Source organism: Streptomyces sp. Inha503, assembly GCF_047215865.1.
GTDB lineage: Bacteria > Actinomycetota > Actinomycetes > Streptomycetales > Streptomycetaceae > Streptomyces > Streptomyces lycopersici.
This window is the reverse complement of sequence record NZ_CP178360.1, coordinates 1119874-1141025: the sequence shown is the minus strand read 5'-3', so window position 1 is coordinate 1141025 and position 21152 is coordinate 1119874. Positions and strand designations below refer to the sequence as shown.

The window sequence follows — 21152 nt, the reverse complement described above, 5'->3', positions numbered from 1 at the left end:
CGCCGCCACTTCACCCCACACTAAGTGGGTGTGCCTCCACTTAGCAACCGGGAATGAGGAGAGCCGCCGATGGCCAGGGATCCAGGGCGCCCGCTGCGGGCCGACGCACAGCGCAACCGGGAGAAGATCCTCTCCGCCGCGGTGCGGGTGTTCGCCGAGGAGGGGCTGGACGCCCACCTGGAGCGCATCGCCAAGGAGGCGGGCGTGGGCACCGGCACCCTCTATCGGAACTTCCCGACCCGTGAGCTGCTGATCGAGGCCGCCTACCGCAATGAGCTGGCCCGGCTCTGCGCCGCCGCCCCCGAACTGCTGGCGGCCCTGCCCCCGCGCGAGGCCCTGCGGGCGTGGCTGGCCCGCTTCATGGACTACGCCAACGCCAAGCTGGGCATGGCGGACGCGCTGCGGGGCGTGGTCGCGTCGGGCGTCAATCCGTACGCGCAGAGCCACGAGATGATCCAGGACGCGCTCTCACGGCTGATGGACGCCGCCGTCGCGGCCGGTGTGATCCGGTCGGACATCACCGCCACCGATATGTTCGCCGCTCTCACCGGCATCGCCCTCGCCTCGGGGAAGCCCGAACAGCGGGAGCAGGCGGACCGCCTTCTCGACCTCACCCTGGACGGACTGAGCGCCGGATCCGATCAGTAAAGATTTCTGAGTTTTCAGTTCAGACTCTTGTGCCATCCACTCAGCGCTCTTAACGTGTGCGGCCATGGAGAACGAACACACCACGGACCGGGCCGCGGAAACCGGCGACGAGTCCGTGGGCGACCGGCTGCGCGCGCTGCGCAAGGCGCGCCGGCTGACGCTGCGGACCGTCGCCGACGCCGCCGGGATCAGTGAGGGCTATCTCAGCCAGATAGAGCGCGGGCAGGCCAATCCCAGCATCGCCACCCTCCAGCAGGTCGCCGCCGCGCTCGGCCTGAAGGTGGCCGATCTGTTCGGCGACGACTTCACCAGTGGCCCGAGCGTGCTGCGCGCCGAGGAGGCGCCCCGGCTCGCCCTCGGGGTGCTCGGCGGGCGCAAGTTCCGGCTGACCCCGGGGCCGCAGCACCATCTCGAAGTGTTCCTGGGGGAGTTCGACGCCCATGGCTCCACGGGAGAGACCCTCTACAGCCACGGCGACTCGGAGGAGTTCCTGTACGTCCTCGAGGGCACGGTCGGACTCCAGCTCGGCGACCGCTCCTTCACCCTCGGGGCCGGTGACAGCATCCGCTACTCCTCGGCCGTACCCCACCGGCTGAGCGAGAGCGCCGGGGCGGCCGCCCGGGTGCTGTGGGTGATCAGCCCACCCAGCTACTGACCACCCCTCCGCACATCCCTCACCTCCTCGAACCACTTCGATCCGCGATGAAACCGGGGCCATCCCAGGCCGCCCGACCAGCGGCCGTTCGACCACGATTGGCTGAGTGCCGCAGTGCTGAACGGAAATGTGTCCTTCTGGTACCGCCAGACCGGCTTCCCCGAACGGCGTCCGCCGCTCGACGGCGACCTCGCCACCGATGTGTGCGTCGTGGGCGGGGGCTTCACCGGGCTGTGGACCGCGTACTACCTCAAACAGGCCGCCCCCGATCTCGACATCACCGTCGTGGAGCGGGAGTTCGCCGGATTCGGCGCCTCGGGGCGGAACGCCGGCTGGCTCAGCTGCAAGATCGCCGGGTCGGCCGGGACCTATGCGAGGAAGCGCGGACGCGAGGCCGTGATCGCCCTCCAGCGGGAGATGATCCACACCGTGGACGAGGTGATCTCGGTGGCCCGTGCCGAGGGCATCGAGGCCGACATCGTCAAGAGCGGCTATCTCACCGTCGCCCATGGCGCCGCCCAACTGCCCCGGCTGCGCGCCGCGTACGACCAGCTGAGCCACTGGGGCGGGCAGGACCTGGAGTGGCTGAGCGCACCCCGGCTCGCCGAGCGGCTGCGCCTGGACGGGGCGCTGGCCGGCTACCACAATCCGCACTGCGCCCGGGTCCACCCCGCCAAGCTGGTGCGCGGCCTGGCCGCCGCGGTGGAGGCGCGGGGTGTGCGGATCCTGGAGTCCACCCCGGTCACCGCCATCGCCCCAGGCCGGGTCAGCACCCCGTTCGGCACCATCCGCGCGGGCCGGATCGTCCGCGCCACCGAGGGCTTCACCAGCGGTATCGAGGGCGAGCGGCGCACCTGGCTGCCGATGAACTCCTCGATGATCGTCACCGAGCCGCTCCCCGACGAGCTGTGGAAGCGGCTCGGCTGGGAGGGGCAGGAACTCCTCAGCGACGCCACCCACGCGTACACCTACGGACAGCGCACCGCGGACGGCCGGATCGCCATCGGCGGCCGCGGCGTGCCCTACAAGTTCGGCTCCCGCACCGACCGGGCGGGGCAGACCAGCGCGGACACCGTGCGCGCCCTGCGCCGGATCCTCACCGGCCTCTTCCCGGACACCGCAGAGACCGCCGTCGACCACACCTGGTCCGGGGTGCTGGCCGTGCCCCGCGACTGGTGCGCCTCGATCGACTACGACCCCGCCACCGGCGTCGGCTTCGCGGGTGGCTACGTCGGCCATGGCGTGGCCGCCACCAACCTCGCCGGACGCACCCTGCGCGATCTGCTGCTCGGCCGGTCCACCGAGCTGACCGCGCTGCCCTGGGTCGGCCACCGCACCCGGCGCTGGGAGCCCGAACCGTTCCGGTGGATCGGGGTGCACGGCATGTACGCCGCGTACCGCGCCGCCGACCGCGCGGAGTCCTACGGCCGCACCACCACATCGCCCATCGCCCGTCTCGCCGACCGCATATCTGGACGCTGACCATGAGCAAGCCCACCGCCACCGCCGCGGCCACCGACCGCGCCCCGGCCACCGACCGCGAGCGGACCGCCCGCAAGGCCGGTCTCGCCTCGTTCATCGGCACCACCGTCGAGTGGTACGACTTCTACATCTACTCCACCGCCTCCGCGCTCGTCCTCGGCAAGATCTTCTTCGGTGGCGGCGGCGACACCACCGGCGCGCTTCAGGCGTTCGGCAGCCTGTGGCTGGGCTTCCTCGCCCGGCCGATCGGCGGCATCGTCTTCGGCCACCTCGGCGACCGGATCGGCCGGAAGAAGACCCTGGTCACCACGTTGCTGATGATGGGCATCGCCACCACCCTGATCGGGCTGCTCCCCGGCTACGACGAGGTCGGCGTCGCCGCGCCGATCGCGCTGGTGCTCCTGCGCATGGTGCAGGGCATCGCGGTCGGCGGCGAGTGGGGCGGCGCCGTCCTCATCGCCAGCGAACACGCGCCCAAGGAGAAGGCGCTGTCGTTCGGCGCCTTCGCCCAGCAGGGGTCCCCGGCCGGATCGATCCTGGCCACCGGGATGTTCGCGCTGCTCTCCCAGCTTCCGGACGACGACTTCGACGCCTGGGGCTGGCGCGTGCCGTTCCTCTTCTCCGCCGTGATGGTGGTCATCGGCCTGGTGGTGCGCCTCAAGGTCGAGGAGTCCCCGGAGTTCGCCCGGCTGCGCGACGAGAAGCAGGTCGCGAAGGTGCCCCTGCGGGAGCTGGTCACCGGCCACCCCGGATCCCTCGCACTCGGCGTGCTCGCCAGCTCCATCGGCATCGCCGCCACCTACTTCATCACCACCTTCGTCCTGTCCTGGTCCACCGACAGCCTCGGCATGGAGCGCTCCACCATGCTGAACGTGCTGCTCGTCTACAGCGTCCTCCAGTTCATCACCCAGCCCTTCGGAGTGGTGCTGGCCGCCCGCTTCGGCCCGCGCCGCACCGTGGCGGCCCTGCTGGGCCTCAACTTCGCTCTGGTGCCGGTGATGTACGCCTGTGTCTCGACGACCCAGCCGGTCGTCGTCGGGCTCGGCATCTCTCTCCTGGGCATCACCGGCGCGATGAACTACGCGATCCTGGCCGGACTGCTCGCCGCGGCCTTCCCGATCTCGGTGCGCTACACCGGTATCTCCCTCTCCTACCAGCTGTGCTCGGCGCTCATCGGCGGTACGGCACCCCTGGTCGGCGAGTGGCTGCTGCACTCGACCGGCGGATCGATCGTGCCGGTCGTGATCTACCAGATGGTGCTGGTGGCCGTGTCCCTCGTCTGCTCCCTGGCGCTGCTGGGCCGCTCGCGGACGGCGTAGCCGCGGCCGGCCTTGGCCGAACGGTCAAAGTCACGGGCGGGTCTTTGGCCGATGCGTGCACCTCCCCGCCCGCTCCCTTCCGCATCATCAGGGGCCGTACAGCGCGGCGGCGCGGACAAGGGAGGCAATGTGAACGGTGTGCGAACACAACCGCACGGCCGGCGGAGCCCGGGGCAGGCCCCCGGCCCGGTCGGCAGGCTGACCCGCCGCCGGGAGGTGGCGGAGCTGGTCGCCGAGGCCGGTGGCGGTCCGCTCCGCCGCACCCTGGGCCTGACCCAGCTCACCCTGCTCAGCGTCGGCGCCACGCTCGGCACCGGGATCTTCGTGGTGCTCGGCGAGGCGGTGCCCCAGGCGGGCCCGGCGGTGGTGCTCTCCTTCGTCCTCGCCGGGGTCACCGCGCTGTTCTCCGCCCTGTCCTACGCCGAACTCGCGGGCATGATCCCGGGCGCCGGGTCCTCGTACAGCTACACCTACGCCACCTTGGGCGAGCTGGTGGCCTGGGTGTGCGGCTGGTGTCTGATCCTGGAGTACGGCGTCTCCGTGGCCGCGGTCGCGGTCGGCTGGGGCCAGTACGTCAATGAACTGCTCCAGCTGACCGTCGGCCGGACCCTGCCCGACGCGCTCGCCGCCCCGCCCGGCGACGGCGGGGTGCTGAACGTCCCCGCCGCCGCCATCGTCGTCCTCGCCATGGTGGTGCTGCTGCGCGGCGCCCGGGAGAGCGCCGTGGTCAACACCGTGATGGTGGCGGTGAAACTGGCCGCGCTCGTCATCTTCTGCGCGGTGGCCTTCACCGCCTTCCACGCCGGGAACTTCCGGCCGCTCTTCCCCCTCGGCACGGCCGGGATGACCGCGGGCGCCTCCTCGCTCTTCTTCTCCTACATCGGCTTCGACGCCGCCTCCACGGCGGGGGAGGAGGCCAAGCACCCACAGCGCGACCTGCCGCGCGCCATCGTCCTCTCGCTCGGGCTGGTCACCGCCCTGTACTGCGCGGTGGCGCTGGCGGCGGTCGGCGCGATGCCCTGGCAGCGGTTCGAGGGCACCGAGGCCACGCTCAGCCAGGTCCTGGTCAGCTCGGTCGGCGGTGGCGAGCTGTGGCCGATCCTGCTGTCCATCGGCGCGGTCGTCGCCACCACCAGCGTGGTCCTCACCGTGCAGTACGGGCAGATCCGCATCCTGTTCTCGATGTCCCGCGACGGGCTCGTCCCGGGGTTGTTCTCCAGGGTCCACCGGCGCACCGGAGTGCCGCGCGCGGGCACCGTCATCGTCTCCGCCTTCGTCGCCCTCCTCGCCGCGCTCATCCCGCTCGGCGACCTCGCCGACGCCACCAGCATCGGCACCCTCTTCGCCTTCGCCCTGGTCAACCTGGCCGTACTGATCCTGCGCCGGCGCAAGCCGGACGCGCCACGCGGCTTCCGGGTGCCGCTCGCGCCCGTGACACCCCTGCTGGGAGTGGCCTGCTGCGGATATGTGATGTACGGGCTCGGGGCCGACACCTGGATCGCCTTCGGCGCCTGGATGGCGGTCGGACTCGCGATCTACGGGCTCTACGGCATCCGGCACTCCACCCTCAACCGCCCCGCCCCCGAACCGGAGACCACCCCATGACCCCGCTCGACCCCGCCGCCGATGTGCTCGCGCTCACCCGTGCCCTGGTCGACATCCCCTCGGAAAGCGGCCACGAGGCCCCGCTCGCCGACGCCGTCGAGAGCGCGCTGCGCGCCCTGCCGTGGCTGACCGTCGAGCGGATCGGCCACTCCGTCGTGGCCCGCACCCAGCTGGGCCGCGACCGGAGGGTGGTCATCGCCGGGCACCTGGACACCGTCCCGGCCGCGGACAACCTCCCCTCCCGGCTGGACGGGGGACTGCTGTACGGCCTCGGGGCCTGCGACATGAAGGGCGGTGTCGCGGTCGCCCTCCGGCTCGCGGCGGCACTCCCCGCGCCCGCGCACGACATCACCTATGTGTTCTACGAATGCGAGGAAGTGGCGGGCGACCGCAATGGCCTGGCCAGGATCGCCGCGGAACGCCCCGAGCTGGTCCGGGCCGATCTGGCGATCCTCATGGAGCCCTCGGACGCCGGTGTCGAGGCGGGCTGCCAGGGTGTGCTGATGGCGGACATCGCCGTACGCGGCGAGCGGGCGCACACCGCCCGCGCCTGGAAGGGGGTCAACGCCGCCCACCGCGCCGCCGCCGTCCTGCGGCGCCTGGACGACCACACCGCCGAGCGGATCACCATCGACGGGCTGGAGTACCGCGAGGGGCTGAGCGCCGTGGCCGTGCGCGCGGGCGTGGCCGGGAACGTGGTGCCCGACCTGTGCGTGATCACGGTCAACCTGCGTTTCGCGCCCAGCCGTTCACCGCGGGAGGCCGAGGCGTACGTACGCGACCTCTTCCCCGAGTACGAGGTCGAGATCACCGAGAACACCCCGGGCGCCCTCCCCGGCCTGGACCGGGAAGCGGCCGCCTCGCTCGTGGCGTACCTCGGCGTGGCGCCCCGCCCCAAACTGGGCTGGACCGATGTCGCCCGCTTCGCCGCGCTCGGCACACCGGCGCTCAACTACGGCCCCGGCGACCCGTCCCTGGCCCATACCGCGGGCGAGTACGTGCCGGTGGAGCAGCTGCGGGAGTGCGAGGCGCGGCTCATGGGCTGGCTCGGCTGAAGCCCCGCAGGGGCGCGGGCTCCGCCGCGCGGGCGCGACCAGCCATGACGCCGCCGCGGACGATCGACGGCAGGTCGGGGCACTTCCAGCGGAGCGCTCAGGCGCTCGCACCCCGCAACCCGGCGAGCGTGCGGAGCTGGAGCCAGAGCACCAGCCGCTCGTCCGGGTCGTCCAGGTCGATGCCCAGCTGCGCCCGCGCCTGCCGCAGCCGGTAGCGGCAGGTGTTGGGGTGGACGGCCAGCAGCCGGGCCGCCCGCGCCATATCGCATCCGGCGTCCAGCCAGCACACCAGCGTCCGGGCGTAGTCCGTGCCGTGCCCGGCGTCGTACGCCACGATGTCCCGCCAGGCCCCGGCCGCCAACTCCCGCCGCTCGCCCAGGAGTTCACCGAGCCGGAGCAGTACGGCGCGGGCCCGGACCTCCGCCATGGCGGCCACCGTCTCCTCCGGGCCGAGCACCCGCAGCACCAGATCGGCGTCCTCCCGCGAGCCGCGGACCTCCGCCACCTCCGGCACCACATCGCCGAGACCGGCCCGCACCGGCACCCTCAGCGCCTGCCCCGCGCGGCGCACGATGTCCTCGGCGAGCCGCCGCTGCCGCTCCCCGGCCCGCCCGTACGCCCCGGGCAGCAGCGCGTACACCACGCCATCGACCAGCACACAGGCATGCCGCCCGTACCGCGCCTCGCACTGTAGCCGTACGAGATCCAGCAGCCGCAGCGCGGCCTGCTCCCCGTCCGGCGCGCCCGCCGCGCCCTCCAGCGCGAAGGCGGCCACCCGCACCGGTGTGCCGGGGGCGAGCCCCAGCCGCTCGGCGGCGGTGGCGGGCTCGGCGGTGCCGTCCAGGAGACGGCGCAGCAGATCGCCGGTCATATGGCGGGAGAGTTCCTGTGCCGCCCGCGCCCGCAGCAGGAGCAGGGCGGCCGTGGAGGCGCCCTGGGCCAGCGCCTCCTCGGCGTCCGGTGCGAGGGTCCCGTCGTCGACGACCCACAGCGAGCCGAGGGTTTCACCGCCCGCCCGTACGGCGACGGCCAGCCGTGGCAGTTCCTCGGCGCTGAGGGCGGGCAGGCGCACCGGCCCATGGGATGCGAACAGCACCCGGTACTGCTCGGTGTTCTCCGGGCTGCCCGGCACCTGACGGCCCAGGATGCCCTGGCGCCTGGGCTCGTCCACGGGCTGGCCGGGGATGGTGGAGTGGGCGAGGATACGCTGGCGCGGATCCTCGATCACGGTGGCGCCGCCCACGGCCGTGGCCACGGCGCCCGCGAGCGAGAACAGATCGCCGAGCGCGGCGCCACCCGCTGGGGAGGGCCGGGCCCCGACCGCACCGGCCAGCAGCAGATGGACATGGTGCCAGGCGGCGTCCTCGTCCACGGTGAGCAGGGCCAGCCCCCGCTCCCGCGCCCGGGCTACGGCATCAGCGAGCCCCTGCCCCTGCCCCTGCCCCTGCCCCTGCCCGGACGAGGGTCCCGTCCCGGACGAGGGTGCCTGCTCGGAAGGGAGCTCCTGCCCGCCGGACGAGGGCCCGCTCTCACCGCGTACGACGAGACCCGCCATCCGCGCGGCCGCCGCCTCGTCCACCAGCGCCCCGGCCGCCTCCGCCCGCACCCCGACCGCCAGCAGCAGCGCACCGGGCGCCCGGTCGGGGAACGGGGCGTGGGCGTCGTACAGCAGCACCTCGGTGACGGGCGTGGTGAGCCCGGACGGGGCGGTGAGCAGTCGCAGCGCGGGCTCGCCCAGGGTGTCCAGAAGCTCCCCGAGGGTGCGGGTGTCCATGGGCGGTACCGGGCCTTCCAGGGGGCTGACGCGCGAGGCGATTGGCTGATCGCAACAGGACCCTAGGACGCGCTTGTGCGTCCGGACAACTCGAGCGCGGGCACACGCCGGGAGACTCGGGCCCATGACATCAGTGACGATGGACGCCGAGGCGCTGGCCACCGCCGCCGCCCGCGCCGCCGGGGTCGCCGTCCGCACCGTGCACGACGTGGCCGGTGTCCAGGCGGTGGCCGACTTCTTCGCCGAGGTGTGGCGGCTGCCGCGCAGCAACCCGCCCTATCCGGCCGAGGTGCTGCACAGCATCGTCCACGCGGGCGGCGCGGTGCACGCCGCGTACACCACCGGGCCCGACGGGCGAGAGGGCGAGCGGCTGTCCGGCGCCGCGGTCGCGGTCTTCGGCCCGCCGACCGACCGGGAGGTGTACTCGCTCGTGGCCGCCGCCACCGCCTCCGACCGGGGCGTCGGCCACGCCGTCAAACAGGCCCAGCGCGGCTGGGCCCTGGAGCGCGGGGCCCACGCCATGCGCTGGACCTTCGACCCGCTGGTCGCCCGTAACGCCCGCTTCAACCTGGTCAAACTGGGCGCCATCGGTGCCGAGTACCTGGTCGACCTCTACGGCCCCATGAACGACGGGGTGAACGACGGCGACGAGAGCGACCGGCTCACTGCCCGCTGGGACCTCCTCGCACGACCCGCACCCGCACCCGCACCCGCACTCGCACCCGCATCCGCATCCGCACCCGAACCCGCCGATGACACCGACGACCGGGCGGCCGCCCCGGTCGTCCGCCACGCCCCCGACGGCGGCCCACTCGCCGCCCGCCACGCGGATCGGCTGTGGTGCAGGGTGCCCGGGGACATCGTCGCGCTGCGCACCGCCGACCCGGCCCTGGCGCTGCGCTGGCGGCACGCCGTGCGCGAGGTCTTCACCGAGGCGTACGCCGAGGGCTTCCGGGCCACCGCGATGTCCCGCGACGGCTGGTACCGGCTCACCCGGAACCCCACCCCGACCACCCCCGGAGAGGACCCGCGGCCATGAGGCTCGAACGCGCCGAACTGCTCCATGTCGCCCTTCCGCTGGTCACCCCCTTCCGTACCTCCTTCGGGACGATGACCAGCAAGGACACCTTTCTGCTGCATATCGTCACCGACCAGGCCGAGGGCTGGTCGGAGTTCGCCGCCGACCCGGAGCCGCTGTACTGCGCGGAGTTCATCGCCGGTGCCGAGATCGTGATCCGCGACTTCCTGCTGCCGAGGGTGGCCGCCCTCCCCACGCCCACGACCGCGGCCCTCGCCGCCGCCATGGCCGCCGTCAAGGGCCATGAGCTGGCCAAGGCCGCCCTGGAGACCGCGCTGCTCGACGCCGAACTGCGCGCCCACGGTATGCCGCTGGCCACTTTCCTCGGCTCGGTCCACGAGCGGGTGCCCGCCGGGGTGTCCGTCGGCATCAAGGACTCCCTCCCCGAGCTGATCGACGACGTCGAGCGGTATCTCGCCGAGGGCTACGTGCGCATCAAGCTGAAGATCGAGCCGGGCTGGGACGTGGAGCCGGTGCGCGCCGTACGGGAACGGTTCGGCGAGGCGCTGCCGCTCCAGGTCGACGCCAACACCGCGTACACCCTCGCCGACGCCGAACACCTCAGGAAACTCGACGAGTTCGGGCTGCTGCTCATCGAGGAGCCGCTGGAGGAGAACAACCTCCACGCCCACGCCCGGCTCCAGCGGCGACTGACCACCCCGGTCTGCCTGGACGAGTCCATCCACAACGCGCGCGACGCCGCGTCCGCGATCGCGATGGACGCCTGTCGGGTCATCAACATCAAACCGGCCCGGGTCGGCGGCTATCCGGAGGCCCGCCGCATCCATGACCTCGCCGCCGCCCACGGCGTCCCGGTGTGGTGCGGGGGCATGCTGGAGACCGGTATCGGCCGCGCCCCCAACCTGGCCCTCGCCGCCCTGCCCGGTTGCACCCTGCCCGGTGACACCTCGGCCTCCGGCCGGTACTTCGCCGAGGACATCACCGAGCCGTTCGTCCTCCGGGACGGCCACCTCCCGGTGCCCACCGCGCCGGGTATCGGCATCGACCCGCTCCCGGACGCCCTCGCCCGTTTCACCACGGCACGGCGGCGGCTGTACCCGCGGTGACCCGCGCCCGCCACCGGCCGGTCAGATCCGGTCCGGTCCGGCCAGGTCTCTCGTCAGGTCCGTCCGGTGAGGTCCGTCCGGTCAGGTCCGGTCGGTGAGCACGACCGTGCAGCCGCGCAGCTCATAGCTGTCGATCCCGTCCTTGAAGCCGACCCTGGGCGGGGCCGCCATACGGATGCCGGGCAGGGCGAACAGCCGGCTCAGGAAGACGTCCGTCTCCAGGAGCGCGATGGTGGCCCCGGGGCATTTGTGCGCACCGTCCCCGAACGACAGCCCCGGCGCCCCCGCGCCCCCGGCCATCGGGCGGCCCGGACACAGCCGCTCCGGCCGCTCGCCCACCGTACGGGCGTCGAGATTGGCGCGGTGCAGCAGAACGTCGACCAACTCCCCGGCCGGGACGGTCACTTCCGCGTCCGGGCCCCGGCCGTCGCCGGGCAGCCGGAGCGGTGCGGTGGTACGGCGGCGGAGCCGGCCGATGACCGGTTCGAGCCGCAGGATCTCCTGGAGGACCGCGATCCGGCCGGGCTCGTCGGCGGCCCGGTAGCGAGCCAGCAGGGCGCTGTCGCCGAACAGATGCCACGCGGCCACATTGACGAACTCCCTGGTGGTGACCATGCCTGCGGCCGCGAACGTGAGGCATTCCCCCAGGATCTCGCCGGACGAACACCCCTCGTCCAGCAGATGGGAGATCAGGTCGTCGCGCCGCCGTCGCCGCCGGGTCCGTACGGCAGGGCGGACATCACCCCAGTAGACCCGCAGCCAGTTGGAGTTCTGCCGCACCAGCCAGCGGATCCCGTGGAGGCTGGTCAGCCCGGGTGTTCCGAACTTCTCGGGGAAGAAGCGCTCGAGTCGCCCCCGGATTCCGGGGCGGCTCTCCGTGAGGCCGATCACGGCACTGGCCACCTCGATGGCGAGATGGAAGCTCAGCTCGGCGAGGTGGCCCCGGCCGGTCTTCCGGACCGTGTCGAGCTGTGCCTCCGCCACCTCGACCATGACCTCGCGGTAGTGCTCGTCCACCCGGCGCGGAGTGAAGAACCGGGCGGTCTGCCGCCGGTCCTCGCGGTGTTCCGGACCGTCCCGGTAGAGCACCGGCCGCCGGAACCGGGACGGCAGCTTCTCCACCGTCTCGACGCCGAGCCCGGCCTGGACGGTGGCCGTGGCGCGCAGCACGGCGCGGGCCTCCTCGTAGCCGGACACCTGCCAGATCCCGTCCGGCCCCCGCCGCACCGGGCAGCCGTCTCCGTCCGGCCCCCGGCCGACCCCGCGCTCCCCGTAGTCGACCCTGCGCTCCCCGTAGTGGTCCATGGGCGGCACCCCCCGGGTCAGGGTAGGAGTAGCGCGGCCACCTTACGAGGGCCTGACCGCGCTTTCCCCCGTCTACGCTCGTTTTCATGGACAGCGAGAACCCTCTGGGGCGCTTTCTGCGCGCCCGCCGTGAACGGGTGCGGCCCGAGGACGTGGACATCCTGCCCGCCGGCCGGCGCCGGGTGGCGGGGCTGCGCCGGGAGGAGGTCGCACTGCTGGCCGGGGTCAGCACCGACTACTACATACGGCTGGAGCAGGGCCGGGAGCGGAATCCCTCGGCGCAGGTGGTCGAGGCGCTGGCCCGGGCGCTGGTGCTGGAGGAGGACGCGGTCGCCCATCTGCACCGGCTGGCCCGTCCGGCCTCCGGCCGGCGCCGCCCGGCCGCGCGGCGGGAGCGGGTGAGCCCGGCCCTGCTGCGGATGATGGAGGGCTGGCCGCGGACCCCGGCCGTGGTCCTGGGCCGCTGTCTGACCGTACTGGCCCACAACACCCTGGGCGGGGCCCTCTTCGACGGGCACACCCACAGCCGGGATCTGATGCGGCTGGTCTTCCTCGACCCGGACGCGCGGGAGTTCTACCCCGACTGGGAGCGGGTGGCGGTCAACAGCGTCGCCGGGCTCCGCGCGGCGGCCGGAATCGACGCCGAGGACCCGGAACTGATCGCCGTCGTCGGCGAGCTGTCGCTGAAGAGCGAGACGTTCCGGCGGCTGTGGGCCCGCCATGACATCCGCCAGAAGACCCATGAGACCAAGCGCTTCCGGCACCGCCTGGTCGGTGAGCTGACGCTGGAGTACGAGGCACTGACCGTGAACGGCGCCCCCGGTCAGCAGCTCATCGTCTACCAGGCCGAGCCGGGCAGCCCGTCCGAGCAGGCGCTGGCCCTGCTGGGCAGCCTCACCGCCGATGTGGTGGAGGCGCCCCACGACTCCATGAGCACCACGACGAAGGACACATCCGCATGACCGTCAATGACTCGCCCGTCTGGTTCATCACCGGCTGCTCCACCGGTCTGGGCCGGGCCCTGGCCACCGCCGTACTCGGCCACGGCCACCGTGCGGTGGTCACCGCCCGCGACCCCCGGCAGGTGGCCGACATCGTCGCCGGTCACGGGGACCGCGCGCTGGCCCTGGCGCTCGACGTCACCGACAAGGACCGGGTGGCGGAGGCGGTGAAGGAGGCGGAAACCGCCTTCGGCCACATCGACGTACTCGTCAACAACGCGGGCTACGGGTACCTCGCCGCGCTCGAGGAGGGCGAGGACGAGGAGGTCAGGGCCCTGTTCGACACCAATGTCTTCGGCCTGGTGGACGTCACCCGCGCGGTACTGCCGGGCATGCGCGCCCGCCGCGCCGGCCACATCGTGAACATCTCGTCGCTCGGCGGCCTGGCCGCCTTCGGCGCCACCGGCTACTACCACGCCACCAAGTTCGCCGTGGAGGGCCTGTCCGAATCGCTCGCCGCCGAGGTGGCCCCGCTGGGCATCAAGGTGACGATCGTCGAACCCGCCGCCTTCCGCACCAACTGGTCCGGCCCCTCCATGCGCCAGTCCGCCACCACCATCGACGACTACGCCGGTACCGCGGGCGCACGGCGCGCCGGCACCCTCGCCACCTACGGCCACCAGCCCGGCGACCCGGTCCGCGCGGCCGAGGCCGTCATCGGCGCGGTGGAGGCGGCGGAACCCCCGCTGCGGCTGCTGCTCGGCAAGGCCGCCTACGACATCGCCCAGGCCCGGCTGGACTCCCTCAGGGCCACCTTCGACACCTGGCGCGAGGTGACCCTCGGAGCCGACTACCCGGTGGCCGCGACGTCCTAGGGCCGTCCGGCGGCTGGTGACGCCTGCGGCGGGCTGCCCCCTCCCCGCCCCTTCCCGAATCCGGGGCGAAGCCCCAGGCCCCCGTTCCGGGGCTCCGCCCCAGGCCCCCGTTCCGGGGCTCTGCCCCAGACCCCGTGCAGGGGCTCCGCCCCAGGCCCTGTTCCGGGGCTCTGCCCCAGGCCCCCGTTCCGGGGCTCCGCCCCAGGCCCTGTTCCGGGGCTCCGCCCCAGACCCCGTGCTGGGGCTCCGCCCCAGACCCCGTGCCGGGGCTCCGGCTCAGGCCCGGTGCAGGGGCTTCGTCCAGGCCCCGTGCTGGGGCTCTGCCTCAGGCCCGGTGCAGGGGCTCCGCCCCAGGCCCTGTTCCGGGGCTCTGCCCCAGACCCCGTGCCGGGGCTCCGGCTCAGGCCCGGTGCAGGGGCTTCGTCCAGGCCCCGTGCTGGGGCTCTGCCTCAGGCCCGGTGCCGGGGCTCCGGCTCAGGCCCGGTGCAGGGGCTTCGTCCAGGCCCCGTGCTGGGGCTCTGCCCCAGGCCCCGTACCGGGGCTTCGCCCAGGCCCCCCGTACCGGGGCTCTGCCTCAGGCCCGGTGCAGGGGCTCCGCCCCAGGCCCAGTTCCGGGGCTCTGCCCCAGACCCCGTGCCGGGGCTCTGCCTCAGGCCCCGTGCCGGGGCTTCGGCCCAGGCTCCGTGCTGGGGCTCCGCCCCAGACTTCCGGGGCGGGGCTCCGCCCCTTCCCGCAGCGTCGATATGCGGTTCTGCCTCGTTCCGGGGCTCCGCCGTCGGGCGCCGGGGTTCAGGGGCGGAGCCACGGACGGGGCCTGGGGCAGGGCCCCGGTTTCGGGAAGGGGCGGGGAGGGGACATAAGCGTCCGCCGCGCCCTCAGCGGCCCCGCACCCGGCGGCCCCACCGGCGCAGCGGCCCCCGCCGGGGCCGGGGCGCTCGTGGCCCGGAGGTTCGACGGCCCGCCGCGCTCGCCAGGGTGTGGCTCGGCGTCCACTTGCCGTCGGGGGAGAGGGCCGGCGCCTTGCGCTCCGCCTGGGCCACGATCTCCTGGTGGGAGTCGTACGCCGTGACCCGGAACGCCTCGTCGTGGGAGGCCAGGGCCGCCCGCAGGGCCGCGCCGGTGGCGCCACGGCGGCGGGCGAGGGAGGCCACCCAGCCGAGGAAGCCCATGAGCGCGGCGAGCACCCCGGCGACGATCAGGTACGGGAGTAAGTCACTCATGGGCCGAGGCTACGTGAGGCCGTACGTCGTCGAGGAGGCCGAGTTCCAGACGGCTCAGCCGCGCGGGGTCGGCGATCACCTCGTACGCGGCGATCCTCCCGTCCTCGACGGTGACGGTCAGGGCGAGGAGCAGCCGACCGCGCGGGGCCACGACCACCCCTACGGACCCGTTCACCAGCGCGGGCTCCGCGAACCGCGCCCTCGGCGCGAAACCGGCGGTCTCCTCGGCCACCGCCCGCGCGCCGCGGGCCACCGTGGGCACCCCCTCGGGCAGCGCGGCGCGGTCGGCACGCCGGACGACATCCGGGTCCAGCACCGCGAGCAGCGCCTCCATGTCCCCGCCGCGGGCGGCGGTGAGGAAGGCGTCGACGGTGCGCCGCTGCCGGTCCAGCTCGGCGCGGGGTACCGCCGCGATGCCCCGCACCTTCTGGCGGGCGCGGCTGGCCAGCTTCTTCGCGGCGACCGGTGAGCGCTCCACGATGGGCGCGATCCGGTCGAACGGCACCGCGAACACATCGTGCAGCACAAAGGCGATCCGCTCGGCCGGGCCCAGCGTGTCCAGCACCACGAGCAGCGCCCTGCCGACCGAGTCGGCCAGCACCGCCTCGTCCTCCGGACCGCCGCCGTCCCCGGTCTCCTGGGCCATCTCGGGCAGCTCCTCGCCGACCGGCTCCTCCCGGCGCGCGGTGCGGGAGCGCAGCATGTCCAGACAGATCCGGGAGACCACCGTCCGCAGCCAGCCGGTCAGGTTCCCGACCGCCTCGGCGTCCGCGCGGCTGAGCCGCAGCCATGTCTCCTGCACGGCGTCGTCCGCCTCGCTGAGCGAGCCGAGCATCCGGTAGGCGACCGCCCGCAACTGGCCGCGGTGGGTCTCGAAGCGCTCCGCCAGCCCGTCCTGCGGGTGCTGTCCGTTCTCCGGCTTCCGCCCGTCCATCGGTCACCTTTCCTCGCCGCGCTCCGTCACTTCCCCAGACGTAACCACGACGTGTCCCACGCGGCAGAGGTGACGAGGAGAGACAACCATGACCACCACCTGGACAACCATGACCACCACCTGTTCGACCGTCCTGGACCAGCCGCTGCTGCGCCCCGCGGAGCTGGGGGACCTCCGGCTGCCCAACCGGGTGGTGATGGCGCCCATGACCCGGGCCCGGGCCACGGGCGAGGGGCTGGTCCCGAACGGCATGCACACGGACTACTACGGTCAGCGGGCCGGGGCCGGGCTGATCATCACCGAGGGGACCTGGGTGAGCGAGCGGGCCATCGGCTTCCCGAACGTCCCCGGCGTCTACAGCGAGGAGCAGATCAGCGGGTGGCGCCGGGTCACCGACCTCGTCCACGCCCTCGGCGGCCGGATCGTGCTCCAGCTGTGGCACACCGGCGCCGCCTCGCACCCCGACCACCTCGGGGGCGCCCTGCCGGCCGGTCCGTCGGCGGTCGACCCCCGGGAGCGGACCTACACCCCCGGCGGGCCCAGGGCCACGGTCACCCCACGGGAGATGACGATCAACGACATCCGGGACACGGTCGCGGAGTACCGCGCGGCCGCGGTGAACGCCCGCCGCGCCGGTTTCGACGGGGTCGAGGTGCACGCCCTCGGCTCGTTCCTGATCCCGCAGTTCCTCAATCCACGGCTGAACCGCCGCCGCGACGCCTACGGCGGCGACCCGGCGGGACGGCGGCGACTGCTGATGGAGATCGTCGACGCGGCCGCCGCGGCCTGGGACGGCCGCCGGGTGGGCGTGCGCCTGTCGCCGTACTGGACCGCCGAGCGGTTCACCGCCGACGAGCGGACGCTCGCCGACTACGACGCGCTGGTGGCGGAGTTGTGCGACCACCCCCTGGCCTATCTGCATCTGCGGGGACCGAACCCCGTCGCGCCCGGCGCCGCCCCGGACCACGAGGCCTTCGCCCGCTACCGCCGCCTCTTCGACGGCCCGCTGATCGCCAACCACGGCTTCGGCCGGGAGACCGGCAACGCGGTGATCGGGGCCGGGGTCGCGGACGCCGTCTCCTACGCCACCCACTTCGTGGCCAACCCCGACCTCGTGGCCCGGTTCGCCCTGGACCGCGAGCTGGCGGCGGGCGACCCGGACACGTACTACGCCGGCGGGGCGGGTGGCTATGTCGACTATCCGGCGAGCCGCTGGAGCGACGGCGTCAGGCGTTGAGGGGCGCCCACAGCGGCGTCAGGCGTTGAGGGGCGCCCGGAACGGCGTCAGGCGTTGAGGACGCCCGCGCCGAGCAGCCCGAACAGCGCCGCGCCGATCACGATCCGGTAGATCACGAACGCGTTGAACGAATGCTTGGCCACGAACTTCAGCAGCCACGCGATGGAGGCGTAGGCCACCGCGAAGGACACCACCGTGCCCACCGCGAGCGGCATCGTGCCCACGCCACCGCCCATGGCGTCCTTGAGCTCGTAGAGCCCCGCGCCGGTCAGCGACGGAATGCCCAGGAAGAACGAGAGCCGGGTGGCGGCCACCCGGTCCAGGTCGAGCATGAGGCCGGTGGCCATCGTGGCGCCCGAGCGGGAGAAGCCGGGGAAGAGCAGCGCGAGGATCTGCGAGGAGCCGACCAGCATCGCGTCCTTGACGCTGGTGTCGTCCTCCCCGCGCTTGTGGCGGCCCATCCGGTCGGCCAGCCACATCAGCCCGCTGCCCACGATCAGTGAGGCGGCCACCACCCACAGGGAGGCGAGCGGGCCCTCGATCAGCGGCTTGGCGGCCAGGCCCACCACCACGATGGGGATCGTGGCGTAGATGACCCACCACGCGAACTTGTAGTCGTGGTGGTACCGCTCCTCGCGGTTGACCAGCCCCCGCGCCCACGCGGTGGCGAAGCGGCGGATGTCGCGGAAGAAGTACAGGAGGACGGCGGCGATGGCGCCGACCTGGATCACCGCGGTGAAGGCCACGACGGACTTGTCGTCCACCGGGATGTCCATCAGCCCCTCAGTGATCTTGAGGTGCCCGGTGGACGAGACCGGGAGGAACTCCGTGACCCCCTCCACGACGCCGAGAACGACGGCCTGTCCGATGTTGATCGCGCTCACGTGGTCCGTCCCGCCGGTGGCTTTCCGTGATCAGTTGTCCACGGGACGGTAGACGATGAGCGGGACGATGGCCAATCAGCGAACGGCCGCGGAGGGCGTGCATCGCCGCGGCCCGTGCCCGTACGGAGCAGGGGCACGGACCGCCGCGGGAGGGTCAGGCGGCCGGGCCGGAGCCGCTGAGCAGGCTCCGCACACCGGTGGCCGAGAGGGTGACGGCCTCCGGGGCGCCCGCGTCGATGGTCAGCGAGAGCTCTTCGGAGGGCCATCCCTGGGCCAGCGCGCCCAGCGGCACCAGGTGGTACCGCTCGATCTGCGGCAGGGCCTGGTGCATCCGGGCCGGAGTGGTGAAGACCGGTACCAGCTGCGCGCCGTCCTCCTGCTGGAACACGGGCAGGGTCACGGCCTGCGGGTCCGTCTCCTCTCCGGTCTCGGCGGAGGGGAGGAGGACTTCACTGTTGGCAAGGGTGTTCAGCGCCGACTCGTCCGCCCGGTCGGCCGCCAGCTCGCCTAGGGCCTGCTGGGTGGCGGAGACGTTTTCATCGGAAGGGCTGGTCATGATTCCGTCCATGGATCGGGTTTGGGTCTTCATGGGTTTCTGGGTCCCAGAGCGGCTCGAGTGAACAGCCGCGGCTGGCTCGAATACCCCGCCTCAGGGAACTCACACGTCCCGTTCCGCCTCGATTCCCGCGCCGGCCGTGGCGGAATATGCCCCGGGCTACGACCTGGCCCAGCCCAGCGACCTCTCGACCGCCCGCCGCCAGTTCTCGTACTCCGCCTCCCGCCGCGGGGGGTCCATGGTGGGCATCCACTGGGCCGCGCGGTGCCAGTTGCGGCGCAGCCCCTCCAGATCCGGCCAGTAGCCGGAGGCGAGCCCGGCGGCGTAGGCGGCGCCGAGGGAGACGGTCTCGGAGACCATGGGGCGCACCACGGGCATGTCCAGGACGTCGGCCAGGAACTGCATCAGCAGATTGTTCGAGGTCATCCCGCCGTCCACCTTCAGCTGGCGCAGCGGCCGGGGCGAGTCGGCGTTGATGGCGTCGACCACCTCCCGGGTCTGCCACCCGGTGGCCTCCAGGACGGCCCGGGCCAGATGCCCCTTGGTGATGTACGAGGTGAGCCCGACGATCACCCCGCGTGCGTCGCTGCGCCAGTGCGGGGCGAAGAGACCGGAGAAGGCGGGGACGATGTAGCAGCCGCCGTTGTCCTCGACGCCGCGGGCGAGGGTCTCGATCTCCGGGGCGCTGTGGATCAGCCCCAGGCGGTCGCGGAACCACTGCACCAGTGAGCCGGTGACGGCGATCGGGCCCTCCAGGGCGTAGACCGGCGGCTCGTCGCCGACCTTGTAGCCCACCGTGGTCAGCAGCCCGTGCCGGGACCGTACGAGCTCGGTGCCGGTGTTGACCAGGAGGAAGCTGCCGGTGCCATAGGTGCACTTCGCCTCGCCGGGGGCGAAGCACGTCTGCCCGAAGAGCGCCGCCTGCTGATCGCCGAGGGCCGCGCAGATCGGGACGTCCGGCAGCAGGGTGCGGGCCATGCCGTAGCACTCGGCGGAGGAGCGGATCTCCGGCAGCATCGCCCGGGGCACATCGAAATAGGCCAGCAGTTCATCGTCCCAGGCCAGGCTGCGGATGTTCATCAGCATGGTGCGGCTGGCGTTGGTGGCGTCGGTCAGGTGCAGTCCGCCGTCGGGCCCTCCGGTGAGGTTCCAGATCAGCCAGCTCTCCATGGTGCCGAACAGCACCTCGCCGCGCTCCGCGCGCTCGCGCAAGCCGTCGACATGGTCGAACAGCCAGCGCAGCCGTGGCGCGGAGAAGTAGGTCGTGGGCGACAGTCCGCAGCGTTCCAGGAAGAAGTCGTCACCGGTGGTCCGCCGCAGCTCCTCGACATAGCCGCTGGTACGGGTGTCCTGCCAGGTGATGGCGTGGCCCACCGGAACGCCGGTGCGGCGGTCCCAGACCACCGTGGTCTCGCGCTGATTGGCGATGCCGATCGCCGCGATCTGCTCGGGGCGGATCCCCGCGCCCTCCAGGGCCCGGGGGACGACCACACGGCACAGATGGGACCAGATCTCGGCGGGGTCGTGCTCGGCCCAGCCGGGCCTGGCGAAGTGCTGCTCATGTTCTCGCTGGCCGACCGAGACCAGCCGTCCCTGGTGGTCGAAGAGGATGCACCGGGTGGACATGGTGCCCTGGTCGATGGACATCACATAGCGTTCAACCATGGCCTGGCCTGTCTTCGGGCGGGTTGGAGCAGGGCATGGGGCATCACCAGCGGGCCGCGCCGAGATCGCGGGAGATCGCCCGGGCGGCGTCGCGCGTCAGCCCGACGAGCGAGCCATGCGGCCGTCCCTTGCTGTCGCAGAGGCGGTCCATGGCGCCGGAGATGCCGACGGCGCCCACCACCAGGCCGCCCTGTCCGCGGATCGGCGCGGCGACGTCCGCCTCGCCCATCATCATTTCCTGTGCCGCGAACGCCCACCCGGTGTCGCGGATCTCGGCCAGCGCCCGGCTCAGCTGCTGGGGGGAGTCGAGCGTGTGCCGGGTGTAGCTCTCCAGTTCGGTTTCCATGAGTGGCTCCAGGGGAGTCGCCCCGTACGCCAGCAAGATCTTGCCCAGCGCGCTGGCGTGCAGGGGCAGCAGCGAGCCCACGTCCAGGGTCTGGAAGGTGTCATCGGGCCGGAAGACGTGGTGGACGATGAGGACCTTGCCCTCCAGGGGCACTCCGAGGCGGACCGCCTCACCGCTGCGCGCGGCCAGGGCGTCGGTCCAGTTGATGGAGCGGGACCGCAGCTCGTTGATGTCGAGATAGCTGGTCCCCAGGTGCAGCAGCGCCGCGCCGAGCTGGTACTTCCCCGTCGCCTTGTCCTGTTCGACGAAGTCGACGCTCTGAAGGGTGCGCAGAATCCCGTGCGCGGTGCCTTTCGCGAGGCCGAGCGAGGCCGCCACCTCGCCCAGACTGAGCCGACCGGAGCCCTGGGCGAGCAGCCGCAGGATCGCCGCCGCCCGCTCGATGGACTGCACCGGGCCGGCCATGTCGCGATCGTAGCTCTTCGGCCAGTGGCACAGCCTGTCGG

General features: G+C 72.9%; 19 protein-coding genes. 11 read left to right on the top strand and 8 right to left on the bottom strand.

The features are described from left to right. Window positions 1-69: 69 nt before the first annotated feature. From ACJX2R_RS05195 to dapE, 6 genes are all read left to right on the top strand, one after another. The gene (locus ACJX2R_RS05195; RefSeq protein ID WP_413098994.1) at window positions 70-648 is read left to right on the top strand and encodes a TetR/AcrR family transcriptional regulator; all 579 of its coding nucleotides are present in this window, start codon (window positions 70-72) and stop codon (window positions 646-648) included. A gap of 64 nt (window positions 649-712) precedes the next feature. After that, complete coding sequence (locus tag ACJX2R_RS05190) at window positions 713-1303, top strand: helix-turn-helix domain-containing protein (protein WP_413098993.1); 591 nt, start codon at window positions 713-715, stop codon at window positions 1301-1303. A gap of 114 nt (window positions 1304-1417) precedes the next feature. Further along, entirely contained in the window at window positions 1418-2785 is a 1368-nt protein-coding gene (locus tag ACJX2R_RS05185; protein ID WP_413098992.1) for an NAD(P)/FAD-dependent oxidoreductase, read from the top strand. 2 nt (window positions 2786-2787) lie between these two features. Beyond that, window positions 2788-4104 (top strand): MFS transporter, encoded by a 1317-nt coding sequence (locus ACJX2R_RS05180; protein WP_413098991.1) that lies wholly within the window; start codon window positions 2788-2790, stop codon window positions 4102-4104. A gap of 129 nt (window positions 4105-4233) precedes the next feature. Further along, a complete protein-coding gene (locus tag ACJX2R_RS05175) occupies window positions 4234-5709 on the top strand; it encodes an amino acid permease (RefSeq protein WP_413098990.1) in 1476 nt (491 codons plus the stop codon). Next, window positions 5706-6764, top strand: a complete 1059-nt coding sequence (dapE, locus tag ACJX2R_RS05170; protein ID WP_413098989.1) for a succinyl-diaminopimelate desuccinylase — start codon at window positions 5706-5708, stop codon at window positions 6762-6764. The genes ACJX2R_RS05175 and dapE overlap by 4 nt, the downstream gene beginning before the upstream one ends. A gap of 97 nt (window positions 6765-6861) precedes the next feature. Here the strand turns inward: dapE and ACJX2R_RS05165 are convergent, their stop codons facing one another. Then, window positions 6862-8538, bottom strand: a complete 1677-nt coding sequence (locus tag ACJX2R_RS05165; RefSeq protein WP_413098988.1) for a PucR family transcriptional regulator — start codon at window positions 8536-8538, stop codon at window positions 6862-6864. 124 nt (window positions 8539-8662) lie between these two features. Here ACJX2R_RS05165 and ACJX2R_RS05160 point away from each other — a divergent pair, with 124 nt between their 5' ends. Then, window positions 8663-9577 (top strand): chorismate synthase, encoded by a 915-nt coding sequence (locus ACJX2R_RS05160; RefSeq protein WP_413098987.1) that lies wholly within the window; start codon window positions 8663-8665, stop codon window positions 9575-9577. Next, a complete protein-coding gene (menC, locus tag ACJX2R_RS05155) occupies window positions 9574-10683 on the top strand; it encodes an o-succinylbenzoate synthase (protein ID WP_413098986.1) in 1110 nt (369 codons plus the stop codon). Before ACJX2R_RS05160 ends, menC begins: the two co-directional genes overlap by 4 nt. A gap of 81 nt (window positions 10684-10764) precedes the next feature. Here the strand turns inward: menC and ACJX2R_RS05150 are convergent, their stop codons facing one another. Next, entirely contained in the window at window positions 10765-11988 is a 1224-nt protein-coding gene (locus tag ACJX2R_RS05150; RefSeq protein ID WP_413098985.1) for a cytochrome P450, read from the bottom strand. Window positions 11989-12074: 86 nt separating this feature from the next. Here ACJX2R_RS05150 and ACJX2R_RS05145 point away from each other — a divergent pair, with 86 nt between their 5' ends. Then, window positions 12075-12950 (top strand): helix-turn-helix transcriptional regulator, encoded by an 876-nt coding sequence (locus ACJX2R_RS05145; protein ID WP_413098984.1) that lies wholly within the window; start codon window positions 12075-12077, stop codon window positions 12948-12950. Further along, window positions 12947-13804 carry an oxidoreductase gene (locus ACJX2R_RS05140; RefSeq protein WP_413098983.1) on the top strand — a complete coding sequence of 286 codons (858 nt, stop codon included), beginning with the start codon at window positions 12947-12949 and terminating at the stop codon, window positions 13802-13804. Before ACJX2R_RS05145 ends, ACJX2R_RS05140 begins: the two co-directional genes overlap by 4 nt. An 875-nt stretch (window positions 13805-14679) precedes the next feature. On the opposite strand, the gene ACJX2R_RS05135 is transcribed toward ACJX2R_RS05140, so the two are convergent. Together ACJX2R_RS05135 and ACJX2R_RS05130 are read right to left on the bottom strand one after the other, a co-directional pair. After that, on the bottom strand, window positions 14680-15024 hold the full coding sequence (locus ACJX2R_RS05135) for a hypothetical protein (protein ID WP_413098982.1): 345 nt from the start codon (window positions 15022-15024) through the stop codon (window positions 14680-14682). Beyond that, window positions 15017-15958 carry a sigma-70 family RNA polymerase sigma factor gene (locus ACJX2R_RS05130; protein WP_413098981.1) on the bottom strand — a complete coding sequence of 314 codons (942 nt, stop codon included), beginning with the start codon at window positions 15956-15958 and terminating at the stop codon, window positions 15017-15019. The genes ACJX2R_RS05135 and ACJX2R_RS05130 overlap by 8 nt, the downstream gene beginning before the upstream one ends. Before the next feature lie 88 nt (window positions 15959-16046). Between ACJX2R_RS05130 and ACJX2R_RS05125 the strand changes: the two genes are divergently transcribed. After that, window positions 16047-17195, top strand: coding sequence for an alkene reductase (locus ACJX2R_RS05125; protein ID WP_413098980.1), 1149 nt, complete (start codon window positions 16047-16049; stop codon window positions 17193-17195). Window positions 17196-17242: 47 nt separating this feature from the next. On the opposite strand, the gene ACJX2R_RS05120 is transcribed toward ACJX2R_RS05125, so the two are convergent. The 4 genes from ACJX2R_RS05120 to ACJX2R_RS05105 all read right to left on the bottom strand — a co-directional run bounded on the left by ACJX2R_RS05120 (window position 17243) and on the right by ACJX2R_RS05105 (window position 21111). Then, entirely contained in the window at window positions 17243-18079 is an 837-nt protein-coding gene (locus tag ACJX2R_RS05120; protein WP_262698161.1) for an undecaprenyl-diphosphate phosphatase, read from the bottom strand. Between the two features lie 154 nt (window positions 18080-18233). Continuing rightward, a complete protein-coding gene (locus ACJX2R_RS05115; protein WP_037964666.1) occupies window positions 18234-18635 on the bottom strand; it encodes an SseB family protein in 402 nt (133 codons plus the stop codon). A gap of 159 nt (window positions 18636-18794) precedes the next feature. After that, the gene (gene glpK / locus ACJX2R_RS05110; protein ID WP_413098979.1) at window positions 18795-20300 is read right to left on the bottom strand and encodes a glycerol kinase GlpK; all 1506 of its coding nucleotides are present in this window, start codon (window positions 20298-20300) and stop codon (window positions 18795-18797) included. A gap of 43 nt (window positions 20301-20343) precedes the next feature. After that, on the bottom strand, window positions 20344-21111 hold the full coding sequence (locus ACJX2R_RS05105) for an IclR family transcriptional regulator (RefSeq protein ID WP_413098978.1): 768 nt from the start codon (window positions 21109-21111) through the stop codon (window positions 20344-20346). Window positions 21112-21152 lie beyond the last annotated feature (41 nt).